This is a genomic window from Mesorhizobium sp. YL-MeA3-2017 (assembly GCF_030814575.1).
GTDB classification, from domain to species: domain Bacteria; phylum Pseudomonadota; class Alphaproteobacteria; order Rhizobiales; family Rhizobiaceae; genus Mesorhizobium; species Mesorhizobium terrae.
In genome coordinates this window covers 1,005,164-1,026,130 of record NZ_JAUSVH010000001.1, presented here as the reverse complement: position 1 = coordinate 1,026,130, position 20,967 = coordinate 1,005,164, and the positions used below count along the sequence as shown (strand labels likewise).

27 protein-coding genes and 1 other RNA gene are annotated in these 20,967 nt (G+C 61.7%); 20 read left to right on the top strand and 8 right to left on the bottom strand.

Going from position 1 to position 20,967, the window contains the following annotated elements:
* Positions 1 to 95 precede the first annotated feature (95 nt).
* The 3 genes from QFZ88_RS04835 to QFZ88_RS04825 all read left to right on the top strand — a co-directional run bounded on the left by QFZ88_RS04835 (position 96) and on the right by QFZ88_RS04825 (position 2,049).
* Positions 96 to 635, top strand: coding sequence for a hypothetical protein (locus tag QFZ88_RS04835; RefSeq protein WP_024924472.1), 540 nt, complete (start codon positions 96 to 98; stop codon positions 633 to 635).
* Positions 632 to 1,072 (top strand): DUF6950 family protein, encoded by a 441-nt coding sequence (locus tag QFZ88_RS04830; protein WP_024924473.1) that lies wholly within the window; start codon positions 632 to 634, stop codon positions 1,070 to 1,072. The genes QFZ88_RS04835 and QFZ88_RS04830 overlap by 4 nt, the downstream gene beginning before the upstream one ends.
* Positions 1,073 to 1,506: 434 nt before the next feature.
* On the top strand, positions 1,507 to 2,049 hold the full coding sequence (locus QFZ88_RS04825) for a hypothetical protein (protein WP_051504754.1): 543 nt from the start codon (positions 1,507 to 1,509) through the stop codon (positions 2,047 to 2,049).
* A gap of 177 nt (positions 2,050 to 2,226) precedes the next feature.
* Here QFZ88_RS04825 and QFZ88_RS04820 read toward each other — a convergent pair whose 3' ends face one another.
* Together QFZ88_RS04820 and QFZ88_RS04815 are read right to left on the bottom strand one after the other, a co-directional pair.
* Positions 2,227 to 2,574 (bottom strand): hypothetical protein, encoded by a 348-nt coding sequence (locus QFZ88_RS04820; protein ID WP_024924475.1) that lies wholly within the window; start codon positions 2,572 to 2,574, stop codon positions 2,227 to 2,229.
* Positions 2,575 to 2,581: 7 nt separating this feature from the next.
* Positions 2,582 to 2,824, bottom strand: coding sequence for a helix-turn-helix domain-containing protein (locus tag QFZ88_RS04815; RefSeq protein ID WP_024924476.1), 243 nt, complete (start codon positions 2,822 to 2,824; stop codon positions 2,582 to 2,584).
* Between the two features lie 270 nt (positions 2,825 to 3,094).
* On the opposite strand from QFZ88_RS04815, the gene QFZ88_RS04810 reads away from it, so the two are divergent.
* From QFZ88_RS04810 to QFZ88_RS04795, 4 genes are all read left to right on the top strand, one after another.
* Complete coding sequence (locus tag QFZ88_RS04810) at positions 3,095 to 3,772, top strand: hypothetical protein (protein WP_024924477.1); 678 nt, start codon at positions 3,095 to 3,097, stop codon at positions 3,770 to 3,772.
* Positions 3,769 to 4,056, top strand: a complete 288-nt coding sequence (locus QFZ88_RS04805) for a hypothetical protein (RefSeq protein WP_024924478.1) — start codon at positions 3,769 to 3,771, stop codon at positions 4,054 to 4,056. The genes QFZ88_RS04810 and QFZ88_RS04805 overlap by 4 nt, the downstream gene beginning before the upstream one ends.
* A 148-nt stretch (positions 4,057 to 4,204) precedes the next feature.
* Entirely contained in the window at positions 4,205 to 4,771 is a 567-nt protein-coding gene (locus QFZ88_RS04800; protein WP_024924479.1) for a hypothetical protein, read from the top strand.
* A 283-nt stretch (positions 4,772 to 5,054) separates the two neighbouring features.
* Positions 5,055 to 6,137 carry a tyrosine-type recombinase/integrase gene (locus QFZ88_RS04795; RefSeq protein WP_081766884.1) on the top strand — a complete coding sequence of 361 codons (1,083 nt, stop codon included), beginning with the start codon at positions 5,055 to 5,057 and terminating at the stop codon, positions 6,135 to 6,137.
* Between the two features lie 33 nt (positions 6,138 to 6,170).
* Here QFZ88_RS04795 and ssrA read toward each other — a convergent pair.
* Positions 6,171 to 6,533: a transfer-messenger RNA gene (gene ssrA, locus QFZ88_RS04790) on the bottom strand.
* A gap of 167 nt (positions 6,534 to 6,700) precedes the next feature.
* Here ssrA and QFZ88_RS04785 point away from each other — a divergent pair.
* Positions 6,701 to 7,012 (top strand): DUF2853 family protein, encoded by a 312-nt coding sequence (locus QFZ88_RS04785; RefSeq protein WP_024924482.1) that lies wholly within the window; start codon positions 6,701 to 6,703, stop codon positions 7,010 to 7,012.
* A gap of 141 nt (positions 7,013 to 7,153) precedes the next feature.
* Positions 7,154 to 7,948 carry a thymidylate synthase gene (locus tag QFZ88_RS04780; RefSeq protein WP_024924483.1) on the top strand — a complete coding sequence of 265 codons (795 nt, stop codon included), beginning with the start codon at positions 7,154 to 7,156 and terminating at the stop codon, positions 7,946 to 7,948.
* Positions 7,949 to 7,986: 38 nt separating this feature from the next.
* Here QFZ88_RS04780 and tsaA read toward each other — a convergent pair whose 3' ends face one another.
* Complete coding sequence (tsaA, locus tag QFZ88_RS04775; protein WP_024924484.1) at positions 7,987 to 8,478, bottom strand: tRNA (N6-threonylcarbamoyladenosine(37)-N6)-methyltransferase TrmO; 492 nt, start codon at positions 8,476 to 8,478, stop codon at positions 7,987 to 7,989.
* Between the two features lies 1 nt (position 8,479).
* On the bottom strand, positions 8,480 to 8,686 hold the full coding sequence (locus QFZ88_RS04770) for a TOBE domain-containing protein (RefSeq protein WP_024924485.1): 207 nt from the start codon (positions 8,684 to 8,686) through the stop codon (positions 8,480 to 8,482).
* Positions 8,687 to 8,893: 207 nt separating this feature from the next.
* On the opposite strand from QFZ88_RS04770, the gene modA reads away from it, so the two are divergent.
* From modA to QFZ88_RS04750, 4 genes are all read left to right on the top strand, one after another.
* Positions 8,894 to 9,679, top strand: a complete 786-nt coding sequence (gene modA, locus QFZ88_RS04765) for a molybdate ABC transporter substrate-binding protein (protein WP_024924486.1) — start codon at positions 8,894 to 8,896, stop codon at positions 9,677 to 9,679.
* 16 nt (positions 9,680 to 9,695) lie between these two features.
* Complete coding sequence (gene modB, locus QFZ88_RS04760; protein ID WP_024924487.1) at positions 9,696 to 10,400, top strand: molybdate ABC transporter permease subunit; 705 nt, start codon at positions 9,696 to 9,698, stop codon at positions 10,398 to 10,400.
* Complete coding sequence (gene modC, locus QFZ88_RS04755; protein ID WP_024924488.1) at positions 10,397 to 11,509, top strand: molybdenum ABC transporter ATP-binding protein; 1,113 nt, start codon at positions 10,397 to 10,399, stop codon at positions 11,507 to 11,509. The genes modB and modC overlap by 4 nt, the downstream gene beginning before the upstream one ends.
* Before the next feature lie 96 nt (positions 11,510 to 11,605).
* Entirely contained in the window at positions 11,606 to 11,947 is a 342-nt protein-coding gene (locus tag QFZ88_RS04750; RefSeq protein ID WP_024924489.1) for a winged helix-turn-helix domain-containing protein, read from the top strand.
* A 35-nt stretch (positions 11,948 to 11,982) separates the two neighbouring features.
* Here the strand turns inward: QFZ88_RS04750 and cobF are convergent, their stop codons facing one another.
* A complete protein-coding gene (cobF, locus tag QFZ88_RS04745) occupies positions 11,983 to 12,744 on the bottom strand; it encodes a precorrin-6A synthase (deacetylating) (protein WP_024924490.1) in 762 nt (253 codons plus the stop codon).
* Positions 12,745 to 12,887: 143 nt separating this feature from the next.
* Between cobF and QFZ88_RS04740 the strand changes: the two genes are divergently transcribed.
* From QFZ88_RS04740 to QFZ88_RS04715, 6 genes are all read left to right on the top strand, one after another.
* Positions 12,888 to 13,904, top strand: coding sequence for a DUF4424 domain-containing protein (locus QFZ88_RS04740; protein ID WP_024924491.1), 1,017 nt, complete (start codon positions 12,888 to 12,890; stop codon positions 13,902 to 13,904).
* Positions 13,904 to 14,419, top strand: coding sequence for a dihydrofolate reductase (locus tag QFZ88_RS04735; protein ID WP_024924492.1), 516 nt, complete (start codon positions 13,904 to 13,906; stop codon positions 14,417 to 14,419). The genes QFZ88_RS04740 and QFZ88_RS04735 overlap by 1 nt, the downstream gene beginning before the upstream one ends.
* Before the next feature lie 150 nt (positions 14,420 to 14,569).
* Positions 14,570 to 15,664, top strand: a complete 1,095-nt coding sequence (gene hflK / locus QFZ88_RS04730) for an FtsH protease activity modulator HflK (RefSeq protein ID WP_024924493.1) — start codon at positions 14,570 to 14,572, stop codon at positions 15,662 to 15,664.
* Positions 15,664 to 16,578, top strand: a complete 915-nt coding sequence (hflC, locus tag QFZ88_RS04725; RefSeq protein WP_024924494.1) for a protease modulator HflC — start codon at positions 15,664 to 15,666, stop codon at positions 16,576 to 16,578. Before hflK ends, hflC begins: the two co-directional genes overlap by 1 nt.
* Before the next feature lie 3 nt (positions 16,579 to 16,581).
* Entirely contained in the window at positions 16,582 to 16,767 is a 186-nt protein-coding gene (locus QFZ88_RS04720) for a DUF2065 domain-containing protein (RefSeq protein ID WP_024924495.1), read from the top strand.
* 129 nt (positions 16,768 to 16,896) lie between these two features.
* Positions 16,897 to 18,402, top strand: coding sequence for a DegQ family serine endoprotease (locus QFZ88_RS04715; protein WP_024924496.1), 1,506 nt, complete (start codon positions 16,897 to 16,899; stop codon positions 18,400 to 18,402).
* Positions 18,403 to 18,449: 47 nt separating this feature from the next.
* Here QFZ88_RS04715 and QFZ88_RS04710 read toward each other — a convergent pair whose 3' ends face one another.
* Together QFZ88_RS04710 and serB are read right to left on the bottom strand one after the other, a co-directional pair.
* Positions 18,450 to 19,022 carry a GNAT family N-acetyltransferase gene (locus tag QFZ88_RS04710; RefSeq protein WP_024924497.1) on the bottom strand — a complete coding sequence of 191 codons (573 nt, stop codon included), beginning with the start codon at positions 19,020 to 19,022 and terminating at the stop codon, positions 18,450 to 18,452.
* Positions 19,019 to 19,906, bottom strand: a complete 888-nt coding sequence (gene serB / locus QFZ88_RS04705; RefSeq protein ID WP_024924498.1) for a phosphoserine phosphatase SerB — start codon at positions 19,904 to 19,906, stop codon at positions 19,019 to 19,021. The genes QFZ88_RS04710 and serB overlap by 4 nt, the downstream gene beginning before the upstream one ends.
* Here serB and miaA point away from each other — a divergent pair.
* Complete coding sequence (gene miaA / locus QFZ88_RS04700) at positions 19,905 to 20,870, top strand: tRNA (adenosine(37)-N6)-dimethylallyltransferase MiaA (RefSeq protein ID WP_024924499.1); 966 nt, start codon at positions 19,905 to 19,907, stop codon at positions 20,868 to 20,870. The genes serB and miaA overlap by 2 nt on opposite strands.
* Positions 20,871 to 20,967: the final 97 nt, after the last annotated feature.

The following is a 20,967-nucleotide window of genomic DNA, read 5'->3' as shown; positions in this document are numbered from 1 at the left end:
TTCGGCTTCTGACTGATGGGTTGGCAATCGGCCGCTATCCCGGCGCGGCCGTTCCCCCTGTTACGAAGGTCAGACGCCTTCGGGACTTCGGAGCGATGACGCTGCGCGGCGCCGAGTCGATGTTGGAATGGTTTGCCGAACGCGCTTCATCCGCCACAACATTTGAAGAGGCCGTCCTATTGGTCCAGCGGGCGGTCATCGAGCGACAAAAAACCGACCTTTCTCTCGCTTACCAACTGGTGTTCTGTGGCTGGTCTGCGCTGAATGGGCCGCAGGCATATTTCGTGGCCGGGCAAGCGGCCGGCGAAAAATTGCCGGCTGGTGCGATGAACCCAATTGCCCCGCTGCTCACCGCGCCGAGTTTGTCGCAATCGGAGATATTTGCCTTCCTTCATCAGTCAAACGACCGTGAACGCGACTTTCCGGGTCTAATGGATAAGCTGGTAGAGACCGACCTGACCGGCACATTCGGTGCCTTCTGCGAGCAGACAGTCATCTCAGAAACCGGTGTGAGGTCCGAGATCGTGCGTCGATATGGTGCGACCCGTCCGCTGGACCGCAGTTATCTAGTAGCGTTGGGCGATGACACGGCATTGCCGACGGTGTTCCAGCGAGCGTTGGCGCGTTCAGCATGACGCCCTATGAGTACATAGACGCTGCGGCCATGCACCGCTGGCAGTATGGGCAACAAGATTGCACGCTCTTCGTCGGCAACTATGTGCGTGACTGCTTTGGCGTGGATCCTGGTCTTGGGATTCGTGGCAGCTACAGTAATGAGGCTGGTGCCCTGGCGATTATTACGCGCGCCGGTGGCATGCTCGCTTTCATTGGTGCTCGCATGGCCAGCGTTGGTTGGTATCGTGTCGAAAAACCTGCGGATGGCGACGTTGCCGTGTGCGTGGCGCCCTTAGCCCCGCTCGGTGTCGTTGGCGAAGTGCCCGCGATCCGAGCGGGCGGCTTATGGCACGTTCGTACGCTGCGCGGAGTGTGTGCGAGGGATTTTCCGGCCGTGATGGTCTGGAGGCAACCCGTCTTAATCAGAATGTTTTCGGAGCAGAAAGCTTCGAGTTAGTCGCGCCATGCGTCCAAGCAAATACCTGACTGGCTGCTAGTTCCGGGCGGGCTTGTGTAAGCGCCTCGCGCATTAAAGCAGTGCCGTGCCGCACGGGATCCCAGAAGGGCCGCCCAAAACCATTCCCGTCCGGAATAGTTTCACGTGACCACCACTGAAACAGTTATTCGGGTCTTTCAGACGGCCGGTGATGGCGACTTTAGCTTCGGCTGCGATGGCCTTCTGTTGGGCCAACGTTGCCGCCTTCTTCGCAGCGATTCGCTTGGATTTTCGACAAACGCTCCTGCCGATCGATGTTGCGGCCCTTATAAGCGAGTTGTGGAAAGCGGGTGTATTGGCAAGTAGCTCATCGCGCGTGCTGTCTCCATCTGCTTCAATGCGGCATGCCTCTGTCTCCGTCCAGCCGCCGCCACATAGATGGCGCGAAAGCCGCTATGGAACTTCGCGAGCGCATGGTCCGCACAGGCAAGAATCTTGCTGGGCAGGACCTCTGGACCGACGACGAATTGAATCAGTGCCGGGATCACTATCCAGATAGGGATGCGATTGCACAGCGCCTGCCACGGCGAAGCGCTGAGGCGATCCGCCACAAGTGTAACGAATTGGGGCTGACCCCGGTGAGGAATCAGTGGACCGGGGCGGATGTAATGCGTCTTCGCAAGATCTATCATTCTGCCACCTGGCGCGAACTTCTTGCTGCATTTCCCGGCAGATCGGAGGATGCAATCCGTGTTGCTGCGAACAAGCGTGGCATGCGCCGCGACAGAAAGCCGTACAAGGTTACTGGCAACACGATGCTAGATCAGCTCCGGACACATTGCTTCGAAAAGGGTTACACCATGCCCGACTTAGACTTTTATGCAAAATCCGGGAAATACTTCCAACGCTCGGAGTGGCGTAGGAACTGGTTCAGTGCTCGTATCATCGCACGAGCGGTCAGGGAACTTGGCGGAGAGATCAAAGCTGAATGGGAATGACGATACTCCTTTGAGGCGGCGCGTGCGCTGCTAGGCTTCGACAAGTTCGAGGTTATCGGAAGCTAGGGAATCAGGGTCTGCAAATTTGCAGACCCACGAAGGATTTAAGACAATAGGCCTAATGTTTCCGCCTGGAACATTATCCGGGAATCCTATTCGATCATGAGGCGAATCCTTCTAGTCGCGGCTGGGTCGCGCGACGCCATCAGCCATCTGCTTGCCGCGCGCAACCCGTTCTCCCTCGTCGGTGAGCGATACGATCAGATGGGCTTCGTCGTAACCTTCGACAGTCCTGGACCTAAGCAATCCTTGCGCCTCAAGCCGCTGCAAGATTTCGCGGATCTGTGTCGGGCTGCCGTAGAGCCCGATTTCTTCCAGGCAGGCGCCGATAGTACGATTGCTGCCATGCCCGCCGAAAGCGTCGTGCAGGAGTATGCGCAGGACCTGCAGCGCCTGTTCCTCTTCCCTGATGTGTGTGAACGGATCGATCTCGTTCGACGACTTCGCGCGGCTGCCGGCTGGCATTGATGTGCTACTCGGCCGCTTGAGGCGTATTACGCAGGCGGACGCCTGGCCCTTCGCCGTCCCCCTCGATGAAGATTACTCCGGCCGCTTCGAGCGCGCGCTGGATTGCGTCGATCGAATAGCCCGGGCCAGTGGCGTCTGTTTCGATCCTGGTGATCGTATTACGGTGTGCACCAGAGCGCTCGGCGAGATCGCGAACAGTCCAGTTCAATAGCCCGCGCGCGGCACGAATTTGTGCACTTGTCACCATGTTGAATTCCTGTATGGTGCACCTGTCACCATAAATGTGCCGTTGGCACAATCGTAGGAGCAAACGATGCGAACCGCAAGGACTCGCCACGAGAATCCTTTGTCAACAATTGAGGGACAGGATTCAATCCTTGGGAACTCTGACCCCGAAAAGCTCCGGACAACAGCGAGGATATCGGGAGGCACGAATCCTTGTGCACCGGGCGGTAGCGGCACCGGTTCTTCCAATGAACCGCAGGCAATTTCGCCCGCTACATCCTTGGAGAAGATCATGAACCAGCATGTCCGGACATTGAGCGCTATTTCGAACGCCGCCCTCAACACAGAAGCGGAAACTGGCGACCGTTTGCTTGACGCCATCAGATCCTTCGAGGCCGGCCGCGATTTCGCAAATCGTGTTCGAGGCATTGAGGATGATGAAAGAGACGCGTTGATGGACTCTATTTACAGTCCCTTTTTTCAACGCCTCTCGAATTGGACTGAGGCCGCCCCTAGCCGGAAATCCGCTGTTGCCGCCTTGCGGCTGGCTGTGGACGAGAACGATGAATTTGTCGGCTCTCCGCTCGCGTCGAGCATGGTCAATGTAGCTTTCAAGTTCTTCGCTTCCGAACTCGAATGCGAAGACCTGGCTGATCGTCGCTGGGAGATTGCGGAGGCCGCCAGCGCCAATGAAGCCCAAAAAGCAGAAGTGCCAACTTCCAAATCCTATGACCTCAACCACCTCGATTCCGACACAGCCCATCTTCACGAGCTTCTCGACACGATCGTCGACAGCATCATGGACATGAGCTTCGAGCGGGATGGCAAGCGAGACACCCAACTGGATCGCATTTGTGCTCTCCTGTGGATCGCTCGTGATCTGGCCGGGCAGCTCTCTCAGAGAATCACGGACAACTTCCGGGAGATCGGAAGCACCTGTGACGGCTATCCCCGCGAGCACGCAGCATGAACACTCGCCTGGAGCCGATCTTGTTCCTGCCGATCACACTCACCATGCGGCTTCGGCTGGAAGCCGCGATTGAGAATCTGATTGCGCTGCTGGACGAGATTGATGGCGACGCTGAAATCGAGCCGGCCGTTGACGATGAGGACGGCGGCGACGAGGAGCCGGATACCGACGATGAACCTTCCCTTGGGGCCTTGAATAACTTGGCTCATCAAGGTGATTGGGCCGCTGCCGGCTATAGCGGCAGTGACGAGCTTGAAGACGATGCGCGCGATCTTCCGGCGTGATGACCGCAATCTGACCCCTGCTGATATACCGGCAGGGGTGGGTTTCCAGCGGCGAAATTAGGCGTGCTCCACGCTAAATGTCATTTCCACATTTGACAAAGGATGCGCGCTGGACCAAATTAATGTGGAAATCACATTGGAGATATCCATGCTTACGAAAGAGTTTGAACGCTTCCTTGCGCAATTTTCTGGCAATGCGGGTGAGGTGGATCAGCGGGTCCGCTTCTTGCGAGATATCGATGTTCTGTCGACTGTCCGCGGTCGCTATGCTCCCGACATCAATCCGGAACAGATGGCTGCGATGATTCTCTCGCTGGTGTCGAGGCGCGCCAGCGATGCGGCCAAGGTGACCCCGGAGGCGATGAAACTGCGGATTGTGGGCCGAGAAGGGGTTCCGAGCGACCTTGTCGGCAAATCGCTGCAAGAGTGTCTCGCCGGCTTCATCACCGATCCCGCCGCTGCGGAATATGTAGGAGCGGTTCGCTTCGAGATTGCAGAAACCGGGAAGATAGCCCGCCTCATCTTCAGGGATGGGACGACTGCGCTTTTCACCAATGACGCTCACATCCGCGAAAGCGTTTCGTCGAGCGCCGAATTGTATTCAGCTGCGGCCTTGGACGGCTGCTACAGGCTTCTGGTGATCGGGATAGGCTTCCTCAAAGCAGCTGCGACCGAATTGGCTGAGGCGAACGAAGAAGGCGAGATTATCGCGTAAACGGCCGGAGACATGATCATGGCGCGCCCCAACAGCTATTCGAAACCGGCGGATCATAGCCGGCCGCCGTCTTATATTACCTGCAGCACATTGGCACGTGAACTCGAAGTGTCGGAATCGACCGTGTACGAGATGGTCCGGCGCGGCGTCCTTCCCCAGCCCGTGAAGCTGTCGAACGGTTGCGTCCGTTGGTGCTGGGCAGATGTGGAGTCGGCACTCGGATCGTTGTCCGTAGGTTGCGCTTCGGAGGTCGCCGGCGATCCTTTCTTGGCGGGTTTGAAGAATGTCGCATCGCCGGCATAGAGCGGCCGTCACGCTGCCGAAAGGCGTTCACCGCGTCGTGTCGCGTGGCCGCGAATACTTCTACTATCAGCCGGGCAGGGGCACCGACCATGTAGGGGCGCGGATCAAGCTCCCGAACGATCCGCAGTCGCCTGAATTCTGGACAGCCCTTCGCCAGGCGCAAGGCATCGCCGGATCCGTGACGGCCAACACCATCGGCGCTTTGATCGACGCGTACGAAGCCGCGTGGCCGAGTCTTCCCCGCAAGCTGGCGGAAAGCACCCAGGAGAAATACAAGCAGTCTCTGCGCCCCGTGCGCGCTGCTTGGGGCAACCTCCAGGCTGAAAGTCTCCGGCCCTCCCATGTGCTGGCGCTCATCGAGACGATTGGAGCCGAAAAGCCCGGAACGGCCAACAACGTGCTGGATGCGCTGCGCTCCATGTGTCGTTGGGCATGTGGACCGCGCGAGTTGTTGAGCCGCGATCCGACGCAAGGCGTTCCTCATTTCGAGCAGGGCGAGGGGCATAAGCCGTGGTCGCCGGAGCAACTCGCATGGGCCGACAAGAACCTGACGGGCATGCTGCGTCGCGCTTACGTGCTTGGGCGTTTCACCGGGCAGAGAATCAGCGACATGGTCCGGCTTGGCCCAACCGATGTCGACGAAGGTGGCTTCAGCCTTCGTCAGAAAAAGACCGGCGTCCGGCCGTGGTGTCCCATCTTCCCCGAGCTCGAGGCTGAAATGGAGACGTGGGAAAAGCGGCCGGGTCCGTTCTTGCGGCAGGAGAGCGGAAAGCCGTTCACCCCGAATGGCCTATGGAAGATGCTCGACAGGGTGAGGGAAGACCATCCCGAACTCGCCGGCGTCGTTTGGCATGGGCTTCGCGCCAATGCCGTCATCCGGTTGCGGCAGGAAGGATACACCGCCCTTCAGATCAGCGACATGGTGGGGATGAGCGTTCCCATGGTCGAGAGATACAGCCGATATGCCGACCGCAAGGCCGGCGGGCAGGCCGTCCTTTTGCAAATGGAAGAACGGAAACAGGCCAAAATTGTAAAACGCGGTAAAACTGGAAAGCGGAAATGACGGCAGATCAAGGCACTAAAGGGCAGAAAAGGAAGTGGAGGCTTCTGTTGCCAGGTGCCTCCGGACCCCGCCTAGAGGTGCGAACCGCTAGGGCTTGATTTGAAGCGTTCGCGCCGCATTAAGCAGCGAGACGAGCTTCCGCATAGTTGTCGTTGGCAACTATAAGTTTAGCCCGATAACGGTGGTACAATGCCGGGCAAAAGTACGATCTTTACACCTTCGTCGATCCTATTTCGCCCCCAGCAAAAGCCGCTCCCTCCGGGAGACAGCGGTTTTTGGTGGAGGCGCCGGGTACCGCCCCCGGGTCCGAACGGCTTATTTCATCGCCTGTTTATCGCCATAGTCGGTCGAGCCGACGAAGCGAATATAGGGGGCGCGATCGGAAAATGAAAGGCTGCTTTCGCGGATCGATGCTGTGCCAATCGATGTTGTGAGGCTTGACTTGCGCAAAAGCGCAACCGAAGGTTTGGGTCGGTGAGGAGAATCCGGTTGTGTCCGGGTTCGCGGCTTATTCCAGTTGCTCTCACCGGACAGACGCATGGCTCCGATGAGGGGAATTCCTGATGAGCGATTATCTTGCAGACGTGAAGAAATATGACGCCGGCGCCAGCGCCGAAGTTGTCGAAAAGATCGTGAAGCACCTGGGCATCGCGCTCCGGAACCGCGATTCCTCGCTGGTGTCCTGCACCGACCCGGAAGAGCTCAAGCGCGTGAGAGACAGCTGGGTGGGCAAGAAGCTCGGCATCGCCGACGCCAAGAAGGCCGACGCAGCGATCGAGAAGACCTGCAAGGCCATGCATGCCGACCACAGCAAGGGCCGCGTGACCTTCTACTATCTGGTCGCCAAGGATCTCGGCAAGCTCGGCTCGCTCTAAGCTTCAGAGACACGTTGGATGTGTATCCGGCGCGGTATCGCGCCGGAAGGCTGTGGTTTGGCGTGCCTGGGCGATAGCCCTGCGGCGGCGGGTCGGTTATGATCGACAGCGACGCAAATCCCGCGAATCAGGGCAATAGCGATGCGCCAATATCTGGACCTGCTGAACCATGTGATGGAGCATGGCACCAACCGGGGCGACCGCACCGGCACCGGCACACGCTCGGTGTTCGGCTATCAGATGCGTTTCGATCTGGCCGACGGCTTCCCGGTGCTTACCACCAAGAAACTGCACCTGAAGTCGATCATCCACGAACTTCTGTGGTTTCTGGCCGGCGATACCAACATCAAATATCTGAACGACCACGGCGTCACCATCTGGGACGAGTGGGCGGATGCCAAGGGCGATCTCGGCCCGGTCTATGGCAAGCAGTGGCGCTCCTGGCCGGATGCGCATGGCGGCACCATCGACCAGATCGAAAATCTGCTCCGCGAAATCCGCTGCAATCCTTATTCACGCCGGCTGATCGTCTCGGCATGGAATCCGGCCGAGGTGGAGGCAATGGCGCTGCCGCCCTGCCACTGCCTGTTCCAGTTCTACGTTTCGGACGGACGGCTGTCATGCCAGCTCTACCAGCGTTCCGCGGACATCTTTCTCGGCGTGCCGTTCAACATCGCTTCCTATGCGCTGCTCACCATGATGGTGGCGCAGGTGACGGGGCTGAAACCCGGCGATTTCGTGCACACGCTGGGTGACGCGCACATCTATTCCAACCATTTCGAACAGGCGCGCGAGCAGTTGCAGCGCAAGCCGAAAACACTGCCGACGATGTGGATGAACCCCGAGGTGAAGGACCTTTTCTCCTTCCGCTTCGAGGATTTCCGTCTTGAGAACTACGTCGCCGACGCGACGATCAAGGCACCGATCGCGGTGTAATCGCCGCCGGCCAGCCGAATGGCTGCGGGGCGATCGTTTCAGCCCACTTCGAAGTCGCCGGCCTGCGGCGGAGCGATAGGCGTGAACAGCGTGCGGTCGGGTTTCAGGTCGAGCAATGGCGTGCCGTCGAGGCAGTCTATGCCGCGGACCAGAACGGTCGATCCCTCGACGTCGACCAACGTGACGATGGACGTGCCGATCGGGTTCGGCCTGACCGGCGAGCGCAGGGCGAAAGTACCGCGCGCACTGCCGTCATTGGCCGGGCTCTGCCTGACGAGGTCGCGGCGCGACAGATGCAGCCAGTAAAGTACTTCCAGCCGCTCGAACTGTTCGATGCCGGCCAGCGCCTGTTGCCAGAGCGGGAAGACCTCGATGTGGCAGACCGGACCGTCGGCGCGGCCCTGGCGCGGCGTCACCAGCCGCGAGGTCCAGGGTGTGCGGATGGTGCCGATGAAGACGAGCCCGGCATCCGTCGCCGCGGGCGCTTCGACGGCGATCTCGCCTTGGCGGATTTCGTTCTCGCGAACCAAATCAGTCGATGCCGACCATCACGTCGGATGCCTTGATCACGGCATAGGCCTGCTTGCCGACGGCGAGGCCAAGATCGGCGACGGCCTCGTTGGTAATCGAAGCGGTGACGACGGCGCCGCCGATGTCGATGCGGACATGCGAGGTGGTGGCACCCTTGGTGATCTCGACGATCTTGCCCTTCAAGGTGTTACGCGCGCTGATTTTCATGGAAAATTCCTTCGTTCGTTTCTGTCCGCCCCGCAGTGTCGCGCGGGCGGCCAAAATAGCCTGCCGGACAGCCGCACCACAACGTATTTTCAGTGAAACTCTTTTCCTGAAAAATGTGCAAAAGCCTTCCCTTTGTTATGTTCATATGAATATATCGCTCCGAGCCAAAGGCTGGACGGGTCTGCAAAATCAGGGAGAGGTTCGATGATGAAACGTAATGGTTTGGTGCTGGCGGCGCTGGCTGCCGGCAGCATGGCCGCGATGCTGGCGGCACCGGCGCGGGCTGATGAGCAGGTGGTGGTGTTTGCAGCCGCCAGCCTCAAGAACGCGCTCGACGCGGTCAATGTCGCTTGCGAGAAGGAAGTCGGCGAGACCGCCAAGATTTCCTATGCGGCCAGCTCGGCGCTGGCCAAGCAGATCGAGGAAGGCGCGCCGGCCGATGTGTTCATCTCGGCCGACCTCGACTGGATGAAATATCTGTCCGACAAGAAGCTGACCAAGGCCGATACCGAGGTGAAATTGCTCGGCAACGAGATCGTGCTGGTGGCGCCGAAGGATTCCAAGGCCGAGGTGAAGATCGCCAAGGGGTTCGATCTCGCCAAGGTGATCGGCGACGGCAAGCTCGCCATGGGTGATTTCAAGGCGGTGCCGGCCGGTAAATACGGCAAGGCGGCGCTGGAATCGCTCGGCGTCTGGTCTTCGGTCGAGGGCAAGGTGGCGCAGGCGGAGAACGTCCGCGCGGCCCTCAAGCTGGTCGCCACGGGCGAGGCGGCGGCGGGCATCGTCTATCAGACCGACGCCAACGCCGAGAAGGGCGTCAAGGTCATTGGAACCTTCCCGGAAGAGACGCATCCTCCCATCGTCTATCCGGCCGCCCAGACGGCAGCTTCCAAGGACAAGGATGCCCCCGCATTCCTGAAGTGCCTGCGATCTGCTAAGGCAGGCGAACTCTTCAAGGCGCAGGGGTTCACGGTTCTCGCGCCGACCCAGTAAGGCATAGCACTACCGAATGAACTGGCTGCTGGACCTCACGCCCGACGAATGGAATGCGGTCCGGCTGTCGATCAAGGTGGCGACGGTGGCGATGCTGGCCAGCCTTCCGGCCGGCATCGCGGTCGCGTTCTTGCTTGCGCGCGGTCGCTTCTGGGGCAAGACCCTCCTCAATGGTGTCGTGCATCTGCCGCTGATTTTGCCGCCGGTCGTCACCGGCTACCTGCTGCTGCTCGCCTTCGGCCGGCGCGGTCCTGCCGGAGCTTTCCTGGCGGAGCATTTCGGCATCGTCTTTTCCTTCCGCTGGACCGGGGCCGCACTTGCCTGCGGGGTGATGGGTTTTCCGCTGATGGTGCGGGCGATCCGGCTTTCCATCGAGGCGGTGGACCGCAAGCTGGAAGCCGCCGCCGGTACACTTGGCGCCAATCCAGCCTGGGTATTCGCTACCATCACGCTGCCATTGATCCTGCCGGGCATGATCGCCGGCGCCATCCTGTCCTTTGCTAAGGCGATGGGCGAATTCGGTGCGACGATCACCTTCGTCTCCAACATTCCCAACGAGACACAGACGTTGCCGTCGGCCATCTACACGTTCACGCAGGTGCCTGGCGGCGACGAGGGCGCTTTGCGGCTCACCCTCATCAGCATCGTCATCTCAATGGGCGCACTCGTCGCCTCGGAGGTGTTGGCGCGGCGACTCGGTCGGCGGATGGACATCGAATGAGTGTCTCGGTCGACATCGGTCACCATCAGGGCAGCTTTGTTCTTGATGCGGCCTTCGAAAGCACGGGCCGACTGACGGCGCTGTTCGGGCCGTCCGGTTCCGGCAAGACCTCGTTGATCAACGCGATCGCCGGGCTGATCCGCCCGCAGCGCGGCCGCATCGCCGTCGACGGGCGGGTGCTGGTCGACACCGGCGACGGAGTTTTCATACCCAAGCACAAACGCCGCATCGGCATGGTGTTCCAGGATGCGCGGCTGTTTCCGCATCTGAGCGTGGCGGCCAATCTGCGTTACGGGCGCTGGTTCGCGCCGGCCGCGGAGCGCTACGGCGATATCGGCGCGGTGGTCGAGTTGCTCGGCATAGGCCATTTGCTGGATCGGCGGCCGGCCGGGCTTTCCGGCGGCGAGAAGCAGCGCGTGGCGATCGGGCGGGCATTGCTGGCCAGCCCGAGATTGCTTTTGATGGACGAGCCGCTTGCTTCGCTGGACGAGGCGCGCAAGACTGAGATCCTGCCCTACATCGAACGTCTGCGCGACGAGACCAAGGTGCCGATCGTCTATGTCAGCCATTCGGTGGCGGAAGTGGCGCGGCTGGCGAGCGACGTGGTGGTCATGGCGCAAGGCAAGGTCGCCGCCTCCGGTCCGACCGCCGCGATCATGCAGCGGCTTGATCTTCTGGCGCATGAAGAGCGGGGCGAGGGCGGTGCCGTTCTGGACACGCATGTGCTGCAGCACGACCAACGGTTCGGCATGAGCGTGCTTGGCTCGCCGGCCGGCGAAATCCACGTGCCTTATCTGCAAGCGGCAGTCGGTCACCCGGTCCGGCTGCGTATTCGGGCCCGCGACGTGATGATCGCCACTGAACGGCCGCAGGGACTGAGCGCCCTCAACGTGCTGGCTGGCCGCATTGCCGCGATCGAGCCTGGCGAGGGCGCGGCGGTCGAGGTCAGGATCGATTGCAACGGAGTGGCCGTCATGGCGCGCGTTACCCGGCAGTCGCAGCATGCGCTGTCGCTGGCTCCTGGGCTCGACGTCTTCGCCGTCATCAAGACCGTCAGCTTCGACGAAGCCAATGTGGCGGCCACGCCAAGGGCGGAATTCGACGCGTGATGACGCTCTTGCGACGGCATGTCGCTATTCTCCCGTGGAATAACGAATGATCTTTTGACGTGGCGGCATCGACGCCCCAGACCGGGAGGAAGAACAATGCCGTCGCTCAGTCTGAGGATCAATCTCGATCCCGACGGTCGCATCGGGCCGGGCAAGATCGAACTCCTGGAGCAGATCGCCGCCTTCGGGTCGATTTCGGCCGCCGCGCGCGGCATGGAGATGTCCTACAAGCACGCCTGGGACCTGGTGGAAGACATGAACCGCGTCTTCGGCAAGCCGCTGGTGGCGGCGCAGACTGGCGGCCGCAAGGGCGGTGGCGCCCAGCTGACACCTGTCGGGCTGGCGGTTGTCAGCCGCTATCGCGCCATCGAGCGCGCGGCGACGGCGGCCGCAGCCGCGCATATGGACGCGCTGCAGGCGGAGATCGATGCCGGATGAGCAACGGCGTTGCGGTGGGCAGGTAGAGGCGCCGGCTACTCAGGCTTGCGCAGCAGATAGGTGTCCATGATCCAGCCCTTGCGCTGGCGGGCGTTTTCACGAGTGCGGACGATCTCGTCCTCGACGTCGCCGAGCCGGCCCTGGATGAGGATTTCGTCCGGCGTGCCGAGATAGGCCCCCCAATGGATGATGGCATCCTTGTCCGAGACAGTCTGAAAGGAACATTTGCCGTCCAGCATCACCACGGTGCTGGTGGCATTGCCGGGTAAGCCTTCTTCGGTCAGCCGGCGGCCCGTGGTCACCAGGAAGGGGTCGCCAATGCGGTTGAGCGCCATCCTGTGGCCGGCTGCCAGCGCCTGGATGGCGGTGATGCCGGGGATGACTTCCAGCTCAAAGGAGACATTGCCGCGCCGGGTGACGCGCTCAAGGATGCGCAGCGCTGAATCGTAGAGCGACGGGTCGCCCCAGATCAGGAAGGCACCGCAGCCGTCCTCGCCGATTTCATCGCGCACCAGCCGCTCGTAGATGCCGGCGATTTCCTCGTGCCAATCGTCGACCGTGGCGAGATAGGATAGCGCCGGCTCGGCGCGAACCGGTACGTCGAATTCGACGCGGCGGGAGTTCGGATTGGTGACGAAGCGGTCGCAGATCGCGCGGCGCAGGTCGGCGAGCTCGTTTTTCTTCGCACCCTTGTCGGGAATGAAAAGCACATCGGCTCGGTTCAGGCCGTTGATGGCCTGTACCGTCATATGTTCGGGATTGCCGGCGCCGATGCCGATGACGAGAAGCCTGCGCATGGGCGCTGTCCTGCCCGATCGCAGACGACCTGTCCAGTGTTGGCACCGGGTCGGCGGCCGGTCTTGGCGACGACGGAAGGGCTTTGAACGGGCGGTCGAAGCAAGTAGGGTCGGACAGGCTTGTTGGGAAGGGAATCGCTTCGATGGTCCGCATTGCGCTGACGCTCGGCCTCGCGCTTGTCGCGGCTCCTGCCTTCGCCAACGATTCCACCGCGGAACTGGGTGCCGGCGGGTTGATCCTGTCGCGCAACGACGTCGTCTCGATGGACAGCGAGGACCTGTTCATCTCGCGCGACAAGGTGACGGTGGACTATGTCTTTCGCAATACGTCGGACAAGGATGTCTCGACCGTCGTCGCTTTTCCCTTGCCGGAAATCGAGGCCAATCCCTATGAGATGCCATCCATTCCGGATGAAGGCAGCGACAATTTCCTCGGCTTCGAGGTGACGGTTGACGGTGCATCCGTCAAACCCGAACTGGAGCAGAAAGCCTTCGCGGTCGGCGTCGATGTCGGCGCGGAGCTTAAGGCGCAGAACGTACCGCTCTATCCTTATGGCAAGGTGGTGCTGGATGCGCTCGCCAAGCTGCCGCAACAGGTGGCCGACGACTGGCTGGCACGCGGCATCATCGTCATGGACGACTTTGACGACGGTACCGGCTGGAAAAGCGTGCGCTCGCCCTTCTGGCAGCTGCGCTCGACTTTCTGGTGGCGTGCGACCTTCCCGGCCAACAAGGCCGTGCATGTCGCGCACCGTTACAAGCCGAGTGTCGGCGCCACGGCGGGCCTGAATTTCTTCTACGACGGTAAATTCCAGGGCGAGTATGACAGCTACAAGCGCACCTACTGCATGGACAATGCCTTCGAGGCCGGTGTGCGCAAGGCGCAACAAAATAATACCGACGCCGTCCCGCAGCTTTATGAAAGCCGTATCGCCTATATCCTGACAACCGGCGGCAACTGGGCGACCGGCAGCATCGGCAAATTCAAGCTGACCGTCGACAAGGGCGACGCGCAAAGCCTGGTTTCGTTCTGCGGCGATGGTGTCCGCAAGGTCGGGCCGACCACCTTCGAAATGACCGCGGAGAATTACGTGCCGGAGCGCGACATCAACATATTGCTGCTCGACCGGCCCGACAGCGAAGGCGGAACCGGCAACTGATGTTTGTGTCCATTCATGTCGCGATTGCCGAGAATGGCGTGATCGGGCGCGAGGGCGGTTTGCCCTGGCGCCTGTCCACGGACCTGAAGCGTTTCAAGGCCGATACGCTGGGCAAACCCATCGTCATGGGGCGCAAGACCTGGGACAGTTTTCCCAGGCGCCCACTGCCGGACCGGCTGAATATCCTGGTAACCCGGGACGCGGCATTGCGCGCCGACGGCGCCGAAGTGGCGCATTCGCTGGAGGACGCATTGACGCTGGCGCGTATCCGCGGGCGCTGCATGGCGGGCGTCGACGAGATTTGCGTGATCGGCGGGGCGCAGATCTATGCCCAGGCATTGCCCTTGGCCGACCGGCTGCACGTCACCCACGTGCTAGCGGCGATCGACGGCGATGCTTATTTTCCGGTGATTGATCCACAGGTCTGGCGCGCTGTCTCGTCGCTCGACGTGCCGGCCGGCGAGAAGGACAGCCATCCGACCCGTCACGTCGTTTATGAGCGTCGTACCGGCTGACCGGGGACAAAGCGTCGCGGTCGAAGCGGATGGAAGAAGAGTGGCTTGGGACCCCGACGCGTTGAAAGCGCGTCATGGCATCCCTATAGAAGGACAGTACGGATTTGCGCCGACTTTCGGCGCATGAGGGATTCCAGCGAAAGGACATTCATGCCCTGGAACGACAAAAGTGGCGGCGGAGGCGGCCCCTGGGGAGGCGGCGGCGGTAACAACCAGGGCCCATGGGGGCAGGGACCGCGCGGTCCCGGCGGTCCACAGGGCTCGCCCCCCGATCTCGAAGACATCATCCGCCGTGGCCAGGACAGGCTGCGCAACGTGCTGCCCGGTGGCGGCAGCCCGGCTCTTTATCTGCTGATCGCACTGGTGCTGATCGCAGGCTGGCTGTTCAAGGCCGTCTATACCGTGCAGCCCGACGAGGTTGCGGTCGAGCTGCGCTTCGGCAAGCCGAAGGCCCAGCTTTCCGAACCTGGTCTGCATTTCCACTGGTGGCCGGTCGAGACGGTCGAGACCGCCAAGATTTCCGAACAGCTGGTCAATATCGGTGGCGGCGCCCGCAGCGGCAACACATCGGGCCTGATGCTGTCGGGCGACCAGAACATCGTCAACGTGCAGTTCTCCGTCGCCTATCAGGTGGCTGACCCACGCACCTATCTGTTCGATGTCGCCGATCCCGACGAGATGCTGAAGCAGGTGGCCGAGAGCGCGATGCGCGAAGCCGTCGGCCGGCGTCCGGCGCAGGATATTTTCCGCGATGACCGCCAGGGCATCGCGACCGCCGTGCGCGAAAACATCCAGGCGACGCTGGACAGCTACAAGGCCGGTCTGACCATCAACGCCGTCTCCATCGAAGATGCAGCGCCGCCACGCGAAGTGGCCGATGCTTTCGACGAAGTGCAGCGCGCCGAACAGGACGAGGACCGCTTCGTCGAAGAGGCGAACCAGTATTCCAACCAGAAGCTCGGTGCCGCGCGTGGTCAGGCTGCGCAGGTTCGTGAAGAGGCTGCCGCCTACAAGAACCGTGTCACGCAGGAAGCGGAGGGTGAGGCACAGCGCTTCATCTCCGTCTATGACGAATACGCCAAGGCGCCGGAAGTGACGCGCCAGCGCATGTATCTGGAGACGATGGAGAAGGTGCTGAAGGATTCCAGCAAGGTGATCGTCGAGCCGGGCAGCAACGGTCAGGGGGTTGTTCCCTATCTGCCGTTGCCGGCATTGCAGCCGCAGGCTTCGGGAGGGAACCGCTAATGGCCAATCGTCTCCCAGCCATCGTGGTGGCGGTCGCCATCATCCTGTTCCTGCTCTATTCCTCGGTGTTCGTGGTCAACGCCCGCCAACAGGCGATCGTGCTGCGCTTCGGCGAGATCGTCGACGTCAAGACCGAGCCCGGCATCTATTTCAAGGCGCCGTTCGCTATGTTCGACGCCGACACCGTGCAGATGATCGAAAAACGCGTGCTGCGCTTCGATCTGGACAACATCCGTGTCCAGGTCTCGGGCGGCAAGTTCTACGAGGTCGACGCCTTCATCGCCTACCGCATCTCCAACCCGCGCGTCTTCCGTTCGGCGGTGTCTGGTCAGATCGAGCTTGCCGAACAGCGGCTCAAGACCCGTCTGGACGCAGCGTTGCGTCGTGTCTACGGCCAGCGCGCCTTCGAGGCCGCCCTATCCGAAGAGCGCGGCACGATGATGCTTGAGGTGCGCGATCAACTCCGTCCCGACGCGACGTCGCTGGGGCTGGAGATCGACGACGTCCGCATTCGTCGCACCGACCTGACGGCCGAGGTCTCGCAGCAGACCTATGACCGCATGAAGGCCGAGCGTCTTGCCGAGGCTGAAAGGCTAAGGGCGCGCGGCAACGAAGCGGCACAGCGCATCAAGGCCCGTGCCGACCGTGAGGTGATCGAAATCGTCGCCGAAGCGAACAAGGAGTCGGAAATCCTGCGCGGTGAGGGCGATGCCCAACGCAGTGCGACCTTCGCCAACGCCTACAATCGCGATCCGGCCTTCTTCGACTTCTATCGCTCGATGAATGCCTACGGAACGGCGCTGGATGGCGCCGGCACCACAATGCTGCTTTCGCCGAATTCGGAGTTCTTCCGCTACTTCCGCGATCCAGCCGGCAAGGCGGCTCCGGCCGCTCCCGCTAAGCCTGCGCAATAATTCGTGCAGGACTTTCTAGCCGCCATGGGTCTGGTCCTCGTTGCCGAGGGCCTGATCTATGGCGGTTTTCCACGTCTGGCCAAACGGCTGGCCGGCGAGATGCTCGGCATGCCGGAGGGCGCGCTGCGTATCGCCGGTCTGATGGTGATCGCCGTCGGCGTCGGTGTCGTCTGGCTGGTGCGCGGCTGACAAATACGCCATCCTGCGGGCTAGGGATTTGTTCGCCGCGGGTGGTAACGGCCGCAAACGTGCCTTATTTCTTTTAACACTGACATCGCGTCGCGCCAGACGCTGTTGCTGACTTGCCGGGAGGCCCTGATGAAATCCTATTCCATCCTCAGCGCGGCAAGGAAGACGCTTGTCGCCGCCACGGCGGCGCTGGTCGTCGGTACGTCAGCCGTCTCGTTCGCGGCCGCACAGCCGCAGTCGTACGCCAACGGGCCGGCCTCAGTGGCCGACCTCGCGGAAGGCCTGCTCGGCGCGGTCGTCAACATTTCTACGTCGCAGATTGTCAAGGGCAGCGAAGGACCGGGCGCCGTACCGATGCCGCAGTTGCCGGAAGGGTCGCCTTTCCAGGATTTCTTCAACGATTTCTTCAAGGACAAGGGGGGCAACAAAGGCGGCTCGCAGAAGGTGCAGTCGCTGGGCTCCGGCTTCGTCATCGACGCCAATGAAGGCATCGTGGTGACCAACAACCACGTCATTGCCGACGCCGACGACATCGAGGTGAATTTCTCCGACGGCGTCACGCTGAAGGCAAAGCTCATCGGCACCGACACCAAGACCGACATCGCCGTGCTGAAGGTGGACCCCAAGGGCCACAAGTTGACGGCAGTGAAGTTCGGCGATTCCAACAAGATGCGCATCGGCGACTGGGTGATGGCGATCGGCAATCCGTTCGGCCTCGGCGGTACGGTGACGCTGGGTATCGTCTCGGCGCGCAACCGCGACATCAATTCCGGCCCATATGACGATTTCATCCAGACCGACGCCGCCATCAACCGCGGCAATTCGGGCGGTCCGCTGTTCAACATGAACGGCGAAGTCATCGGCATCAACACCGCCATAATCTCACCTTCGGGTGGCTCGATCGGCATCGGCTTCTCCATCCCCGCGCAACTTGCCGCCGGCGTGGTCGAGCAGCTGCGCCAATTCGGCGAAACGCGCCGCGGCTGGCTCGGCGTACGCATTCAGCCGGTGACCAGTGACATCGCCGAGAGCCTCGGCATGAAGGAACCCAAGGGCGCTTTGGTGGCCGGCATCATCAAGGGCGGTCCGGTTGACAACGGCACCATTCAGGCCGGCGACGTCATCACCAAGTTCGACGGCAAGGATATCGCTGAAACGCGCGACCTGCCGCGCGTGGTCGCCGAGAGCCCGGTCGGCAAGGCGGTCGACGTGGTGATCGTGCGCAAGGGCAAGGAGCAGACGGTGAAGGTCACGCTCGGCCGGTTGGAGGATGGCGAGAAACTCGCCTCCGCCGACGAGAGCAAACCCAGCGACAGCAAGGGCGCGCCGGTGGCGGCTGCCTCGGTGCTCGGCATGTCGATCGGCGAGTTGAACGACGAGACGCGTAGCAAGTTCGGCATTGCTGCTGATGTATCGGGCGTGGTCATCACCGATGTCGCCAAGGATTCGGCCGCCTCCGAACGCGGCATCCAGCCGGGCGAAGTGATCACCGAGATCGCGCAGGAATCGGTCTCGAAACCCAAGGACGTCATGGACCGCATCGCGGCACTGAAACAGCAAGGCCGCAAGAACGCGCTTCTGATGCTGGCGTCCAAGACCGGCGAACTGCGTTTCGTCACGATCCGGATGGATTGATTCCGGAAAACGGCGCAACGGGTTGACTTAAAAAGAAGAAAGGGCGGCTAGCGGGCCGCCCTTTTCTGTTTTTCCCAACCCTGGCGCTTCAGACTGTAAAAAGCGTGCGGGCGCAGACGCGTGTATTCTTCAGGAACCAGCGGGTGGTCAAAATCGCGCGACGGGTCTGCCGTCATGCCGATACGTTCCATGACAGCAGTCGAGCGGCGGTTCTCGCGTACGGCGAAGGAAACGATTTCGTCCAGACCAAGCGTCTCGAAGCCGAAGGCGAGCCATGCGCGTGCGGCCTCGGCAACGTAGCCATGGCCCCAGAACTCCGGCGCAAGGCGCCAGCCGATTTCGACAGAACCCTTCGGCAGGGCGGGAAGATAGTCGGCATCATAGAGGCCGACGAAGCCGATGCATTCGCCGGTCGCGGCTACCTCCACTGGTGCAAAACCGTAGCCGTGGCTGTCGATCCAGGCGCGCAACTCGTCCATCTTGGCGTCGGACTGCGCGCGATCGCGCCGGAACGGAAAGAACTCCATCACCTGCTTATCGGAATTGATGAGATGGAAGAGGGACCGGTCGCGCTCTTCCCAGTTGCGCAAGATCAGTCTTTCCGTACGGATCGGGATCATGTGGCGAAATCTTCCTGCCTGTAACCTTGCAGATAGAGCAGGGCGGTCAGGTCGCCATGGTCGATGCGCACTCTGGCCTGGGCGGCCACCGAAGGCTTGGCATGCAGCGCGACACCCATGCCCGACAGCTGGATCATGTCGAGGTCGTTGGCGCCGTCACCAACGGCGACGGCATCCGCCGGCGTGAGGCCGAGCCTGGCGGCGATGTCGATGAGCGCATCCGCCTTGGCGGCGCGGCCGAGGATCGGCTCCGCCACCTCGCCGGTGAAGCGACCGTCGCGCTCGACCAGGCGGTTGGCGCGGTTTTCATGGAAACCTAGCATCGTGGCGATACGGCTGGTGAAGACGTCGAAGCCGCCCGAGACCAGCGCGGTATGGGCACCGGCCTTGCGCATCGTCTGCACCAAAGCGCGGCCTCCGGAAGCCAGTGTGAGCCGATTGGCGATGATGCGGTCGACCACCGCGGTGTCGAGATCCTTCAGAAGCGCGACGCGCTCGCGCAATGCTGGTTCAAAGGCAATCTCGCCATTCATCGAACGGGCGGTGATCGCCGCCACCCGTTCCTTCAGTCCGACTTCGTCGGCGAGTTCGTCGATGCATTCCTGGTCGATCATGGTCGAATCCATGTCGGCGATTAGGATTTTCTTGCGTCGCGTCGCTTCGTCCTGGATGGCGAAGTCAACGGGGTTGGAACCGAGCGCGGTAGCGAGCGCGGCTGCGGTCTCCCGGCTGTCGGCGCCTGACGGCAGGACGAGATCGCAGGCGATCGTCTCGCCCAACCAACGCGTCGCGCTTGCGCCGACCGCCTGCGAGGCTTTATTCGCTAGGGCCGGCGTGAGTGCGCCGCCGGCTGGATTGGAGACGAGCGTGGCGACGAGCGGCATGGAGGAGACCCTGCGGGAGGTGGCCGACGAAGGCCGCGTGAAGGATGCGGTCCTGATAGCCGGCCCGACTGCCAGCGGCAAGTCGGCGCTGGCGCTGGAGGTGGCCGAGCGCTTCGGCGGTGTCATCGTCAACACCGATTCTATGCAGGGTTATTCGATCCTCAACGTGCTGACAGCGCGGCCTGCGCCGGCGGATCTCGCCCGGGTTCCGCATTTCCTTTACGGCCATGTCCACCCTTCGACCGCCTATTCGACCGGCGCCTGGTTGCGGGACGTCGAACGGCTGATCGACGAAGGCGCGCTGGCCGGTCGCCCTCCGGTCTTCGTCGGCGGCACCGGGCTTTATTTCAGGGCGCTGGCCGAAGGCATTTCAGCGATGCCGGATATCCCGGCGCATATCCGCGACCGCTGGCGTCACGAACTGGTCGAGCGCGGCGCGCCACGGCTGCACCGCGAACTGATGCACAGGGATTCGGCCACGGCCATGTTGTTGCGACCGAGCGATGGTCAGCGCATCGCCAGGGCGCTGGAAGTTCTGGATGCGTCGGGCCGTTCGATCCGTTCGTGGCAGGCCGAGCGTGGTCGCCCGTTGATCGATCGCGCCAGCGCGCATTTCTTCGTCATCGAACCAGACCGGGATGCCTTGACCCAACGCATCAACCGACGATTCGACGCGATGATCGACCAGGGTGCCATGGAGGAGGTACGCCAGATCCTGGCGCTCCATCTCGACCCGGCGCTGCCGGCCGTCAAGGCAATCGGCGTGCGTGAGCTTCAGTCCGTGCTGGCGGGCGAGATGGAAGCCGAAAAGGCGATGGAAATGGCCAAGATCGCCACCCGGCAATACGCAAAGCGGCAATCCACCTGGTTTCGCAACCAGTTCGGCGAGGAATGGCGAAGATTGTCGCCGGGCGAAGACATGGCGACCATCATTCGCATGTCGATCGAAAAGAGAAATCGATAGAATTCTCAGTATTAACGCTGCTTTTTCAAGGCTTGTTCAAGTTAACTGCGGCGTAAGCCTATCCGTGCCATAACCATCCGGCGTTGCAGTAGGCTGG

Bases quoted from the DNA above. Each gene is read 5' to 3' on its own strand.
- QFZ88_RS04835 (WP_024924472.1), top strand. From the start codon at position 96: ATGACGCTGCGCGGCGCCGAGTCGATGTTGGAATGGTTTGCCGAACGC.
- QFZ88_RS04830 (WP_024924473.1), top strand. From the start codon at position 632: ATGACGCCCTATGAGTACATAGACGCTGCGGCCATGCACCGCTGGCAG.
- QFZ88_RS04825 (WP_051504754.1), top strand. From the start codon at position 1,507: ATGGAACTTCGCGAGCGCATGGTCCGCACAGGCAAGAATCTTGCTGGG.
- QFZ88_RS04820 (WP_024924475.1), bottom strand. From the start codon at position 2,574: ATGCCAGCCGGCAGCCGCGCGAAGTCGTCGAACGAGATCGATCCGTTC.
- QFZ88_RS04815 (WP_024924476.1), bottom strand. From the start codon at position 2,824: ATGGTGACAAGTGCACAAATTCGTGCCGCGCGCGGGCTATTGAACTGG.
- QFZ88_RS04810 (WP_024924477.1), top strand. From the start codon at position 3,095: ATGAACCAGCATGTCCGGACATTGAGCGCTATTTCGAACGCCGCCCTC.
- QFZ88_RS04805 (WP_024924478.1), top strand. From the start codon at position 3,769: ATGAACACTCGCCTGGAGCCGATCTTGTTCCTGCCGATCACACTCACC.
- QFZ88_RS04800 (WP_024924479.1), top strand. From the start codon at position 4,205: ATGCTTACGAAAGAGTTTGAACGCTTCCTTGCGCAATTTTCTGGCAAT.
- QFZ88_RS04795 (WP_081766884.1), top strand. From the start codon at position 5,055: ATGTCGCATCGCCGGCATAGAGCGGCCGTCACGCTGCCGAAAGGCGTT.
- QFZ88_RS04785 (WP_024924482.1), top strand. From the start codon at position 6,701: ATGAGCGATTATCTTGCAGACGTGAAGAAATATGACGCCGGCGCCAGC.
- QFZ88_RS04780 (WP_024924483.1), top strand. From the start codon at position 7,154: ATGCGCCAATATCTGGACCTGCTGAACCATGTGATGGAGCATGGCACC.
- QFZ88_RS04770 (WP_024924485.1), bottom strand. From the start codon at position 8,686: ATGAAAATCAGCGCGCGTAACACCTTGAAGGGCAAGATCGTCGAGATC.
- modA (WP_024924486.1), top strand. From the start codon at position 8,894: ATGAAACGTAATGGTTTGGTGCTGGCGGCGCTGGCTGCCGGCAGCATG.
- modB (WP_024924487.1), top strand. From the start codon at position 9,696: ATGAACTGGCTGCTGGACCTCACGCCCGACGAATGGAATGCGGTCCGG.
- modC (WP_024924488.1), top strand. From the start codon at position 10,397: ATGAGTGTCTCGGTCGACATCGGTCACCATCAGGGCAGCTTTGTTCTT.
- QFZ88_RS04750 (WP_024924489.1), top strand. From the start codon at position 11,606: ATGCCGTCGCTCAGTCTGAGGATCAATCTCGATCCCGACGGTCGCATC.
- cobF (WP_024924490.1), bottom strand. From the start codon at position 12,744: ATGCGCAGGCTTCTCGTCATCGGCATCGGCGCCGGCAATCCCGAACAT.
- QFZ88_RS04740 (WP_024924491.1), top strand. From the start codon at position 12,888: ATGGTCCGCATTGCGCTGACGCTCGGCCTCGCGCTTGTCGCGGCTCCT.
- QFZ88_RS04735 (WP_024924492.1), top strand. From the start codon at position 13,904: ATGTTTGTGTCCATTCATGTCGCGATTGCCGAGAATGGCGTGATCGGG.
- hflK (WP_024924493.1), top strand. From the start codon at position 14,570: ATGCCCTGGAACGACAAAAGTGGCGGCGGAGGCGGCCCCTGGGGAGGC.
- hflC (WP_024924494.1), top strand. From the start codon at position 15,664: ATGGCCAATCGTCTCCCAGCCATCGTGGTGGCGGTCGCCATCATCCTG.
- QFZ88_RS04715 (WP_024924496.1), top strand. From the start codon at position 16,897: ATGAAATCCTATTCCATCCTCAGCGCGGCAAGGAAGACGCTTGTCGCC.
- QFZ88_RS04710 (WP_024924497.1), bottom strand. From the start codon at position 19,022: ATGATCCCGATCCGTACGGAAAGACTGATCTTGCGCAACTGGGAAGAG.
- miaA (WP_024924499.1), top strand. From the start codon at position 19,905: ATGGAGGAGACCCTGCGGGAGGTGGCCGACGAAGGCCGCGTGAAGGAT.
- serB (WP_024924498.1), bottom strand. From the start codon at position 19,906: ATGCCGCTCGTCGCCACGCTCGTCTCCAATCCAGCCGGCGGCGCACTC.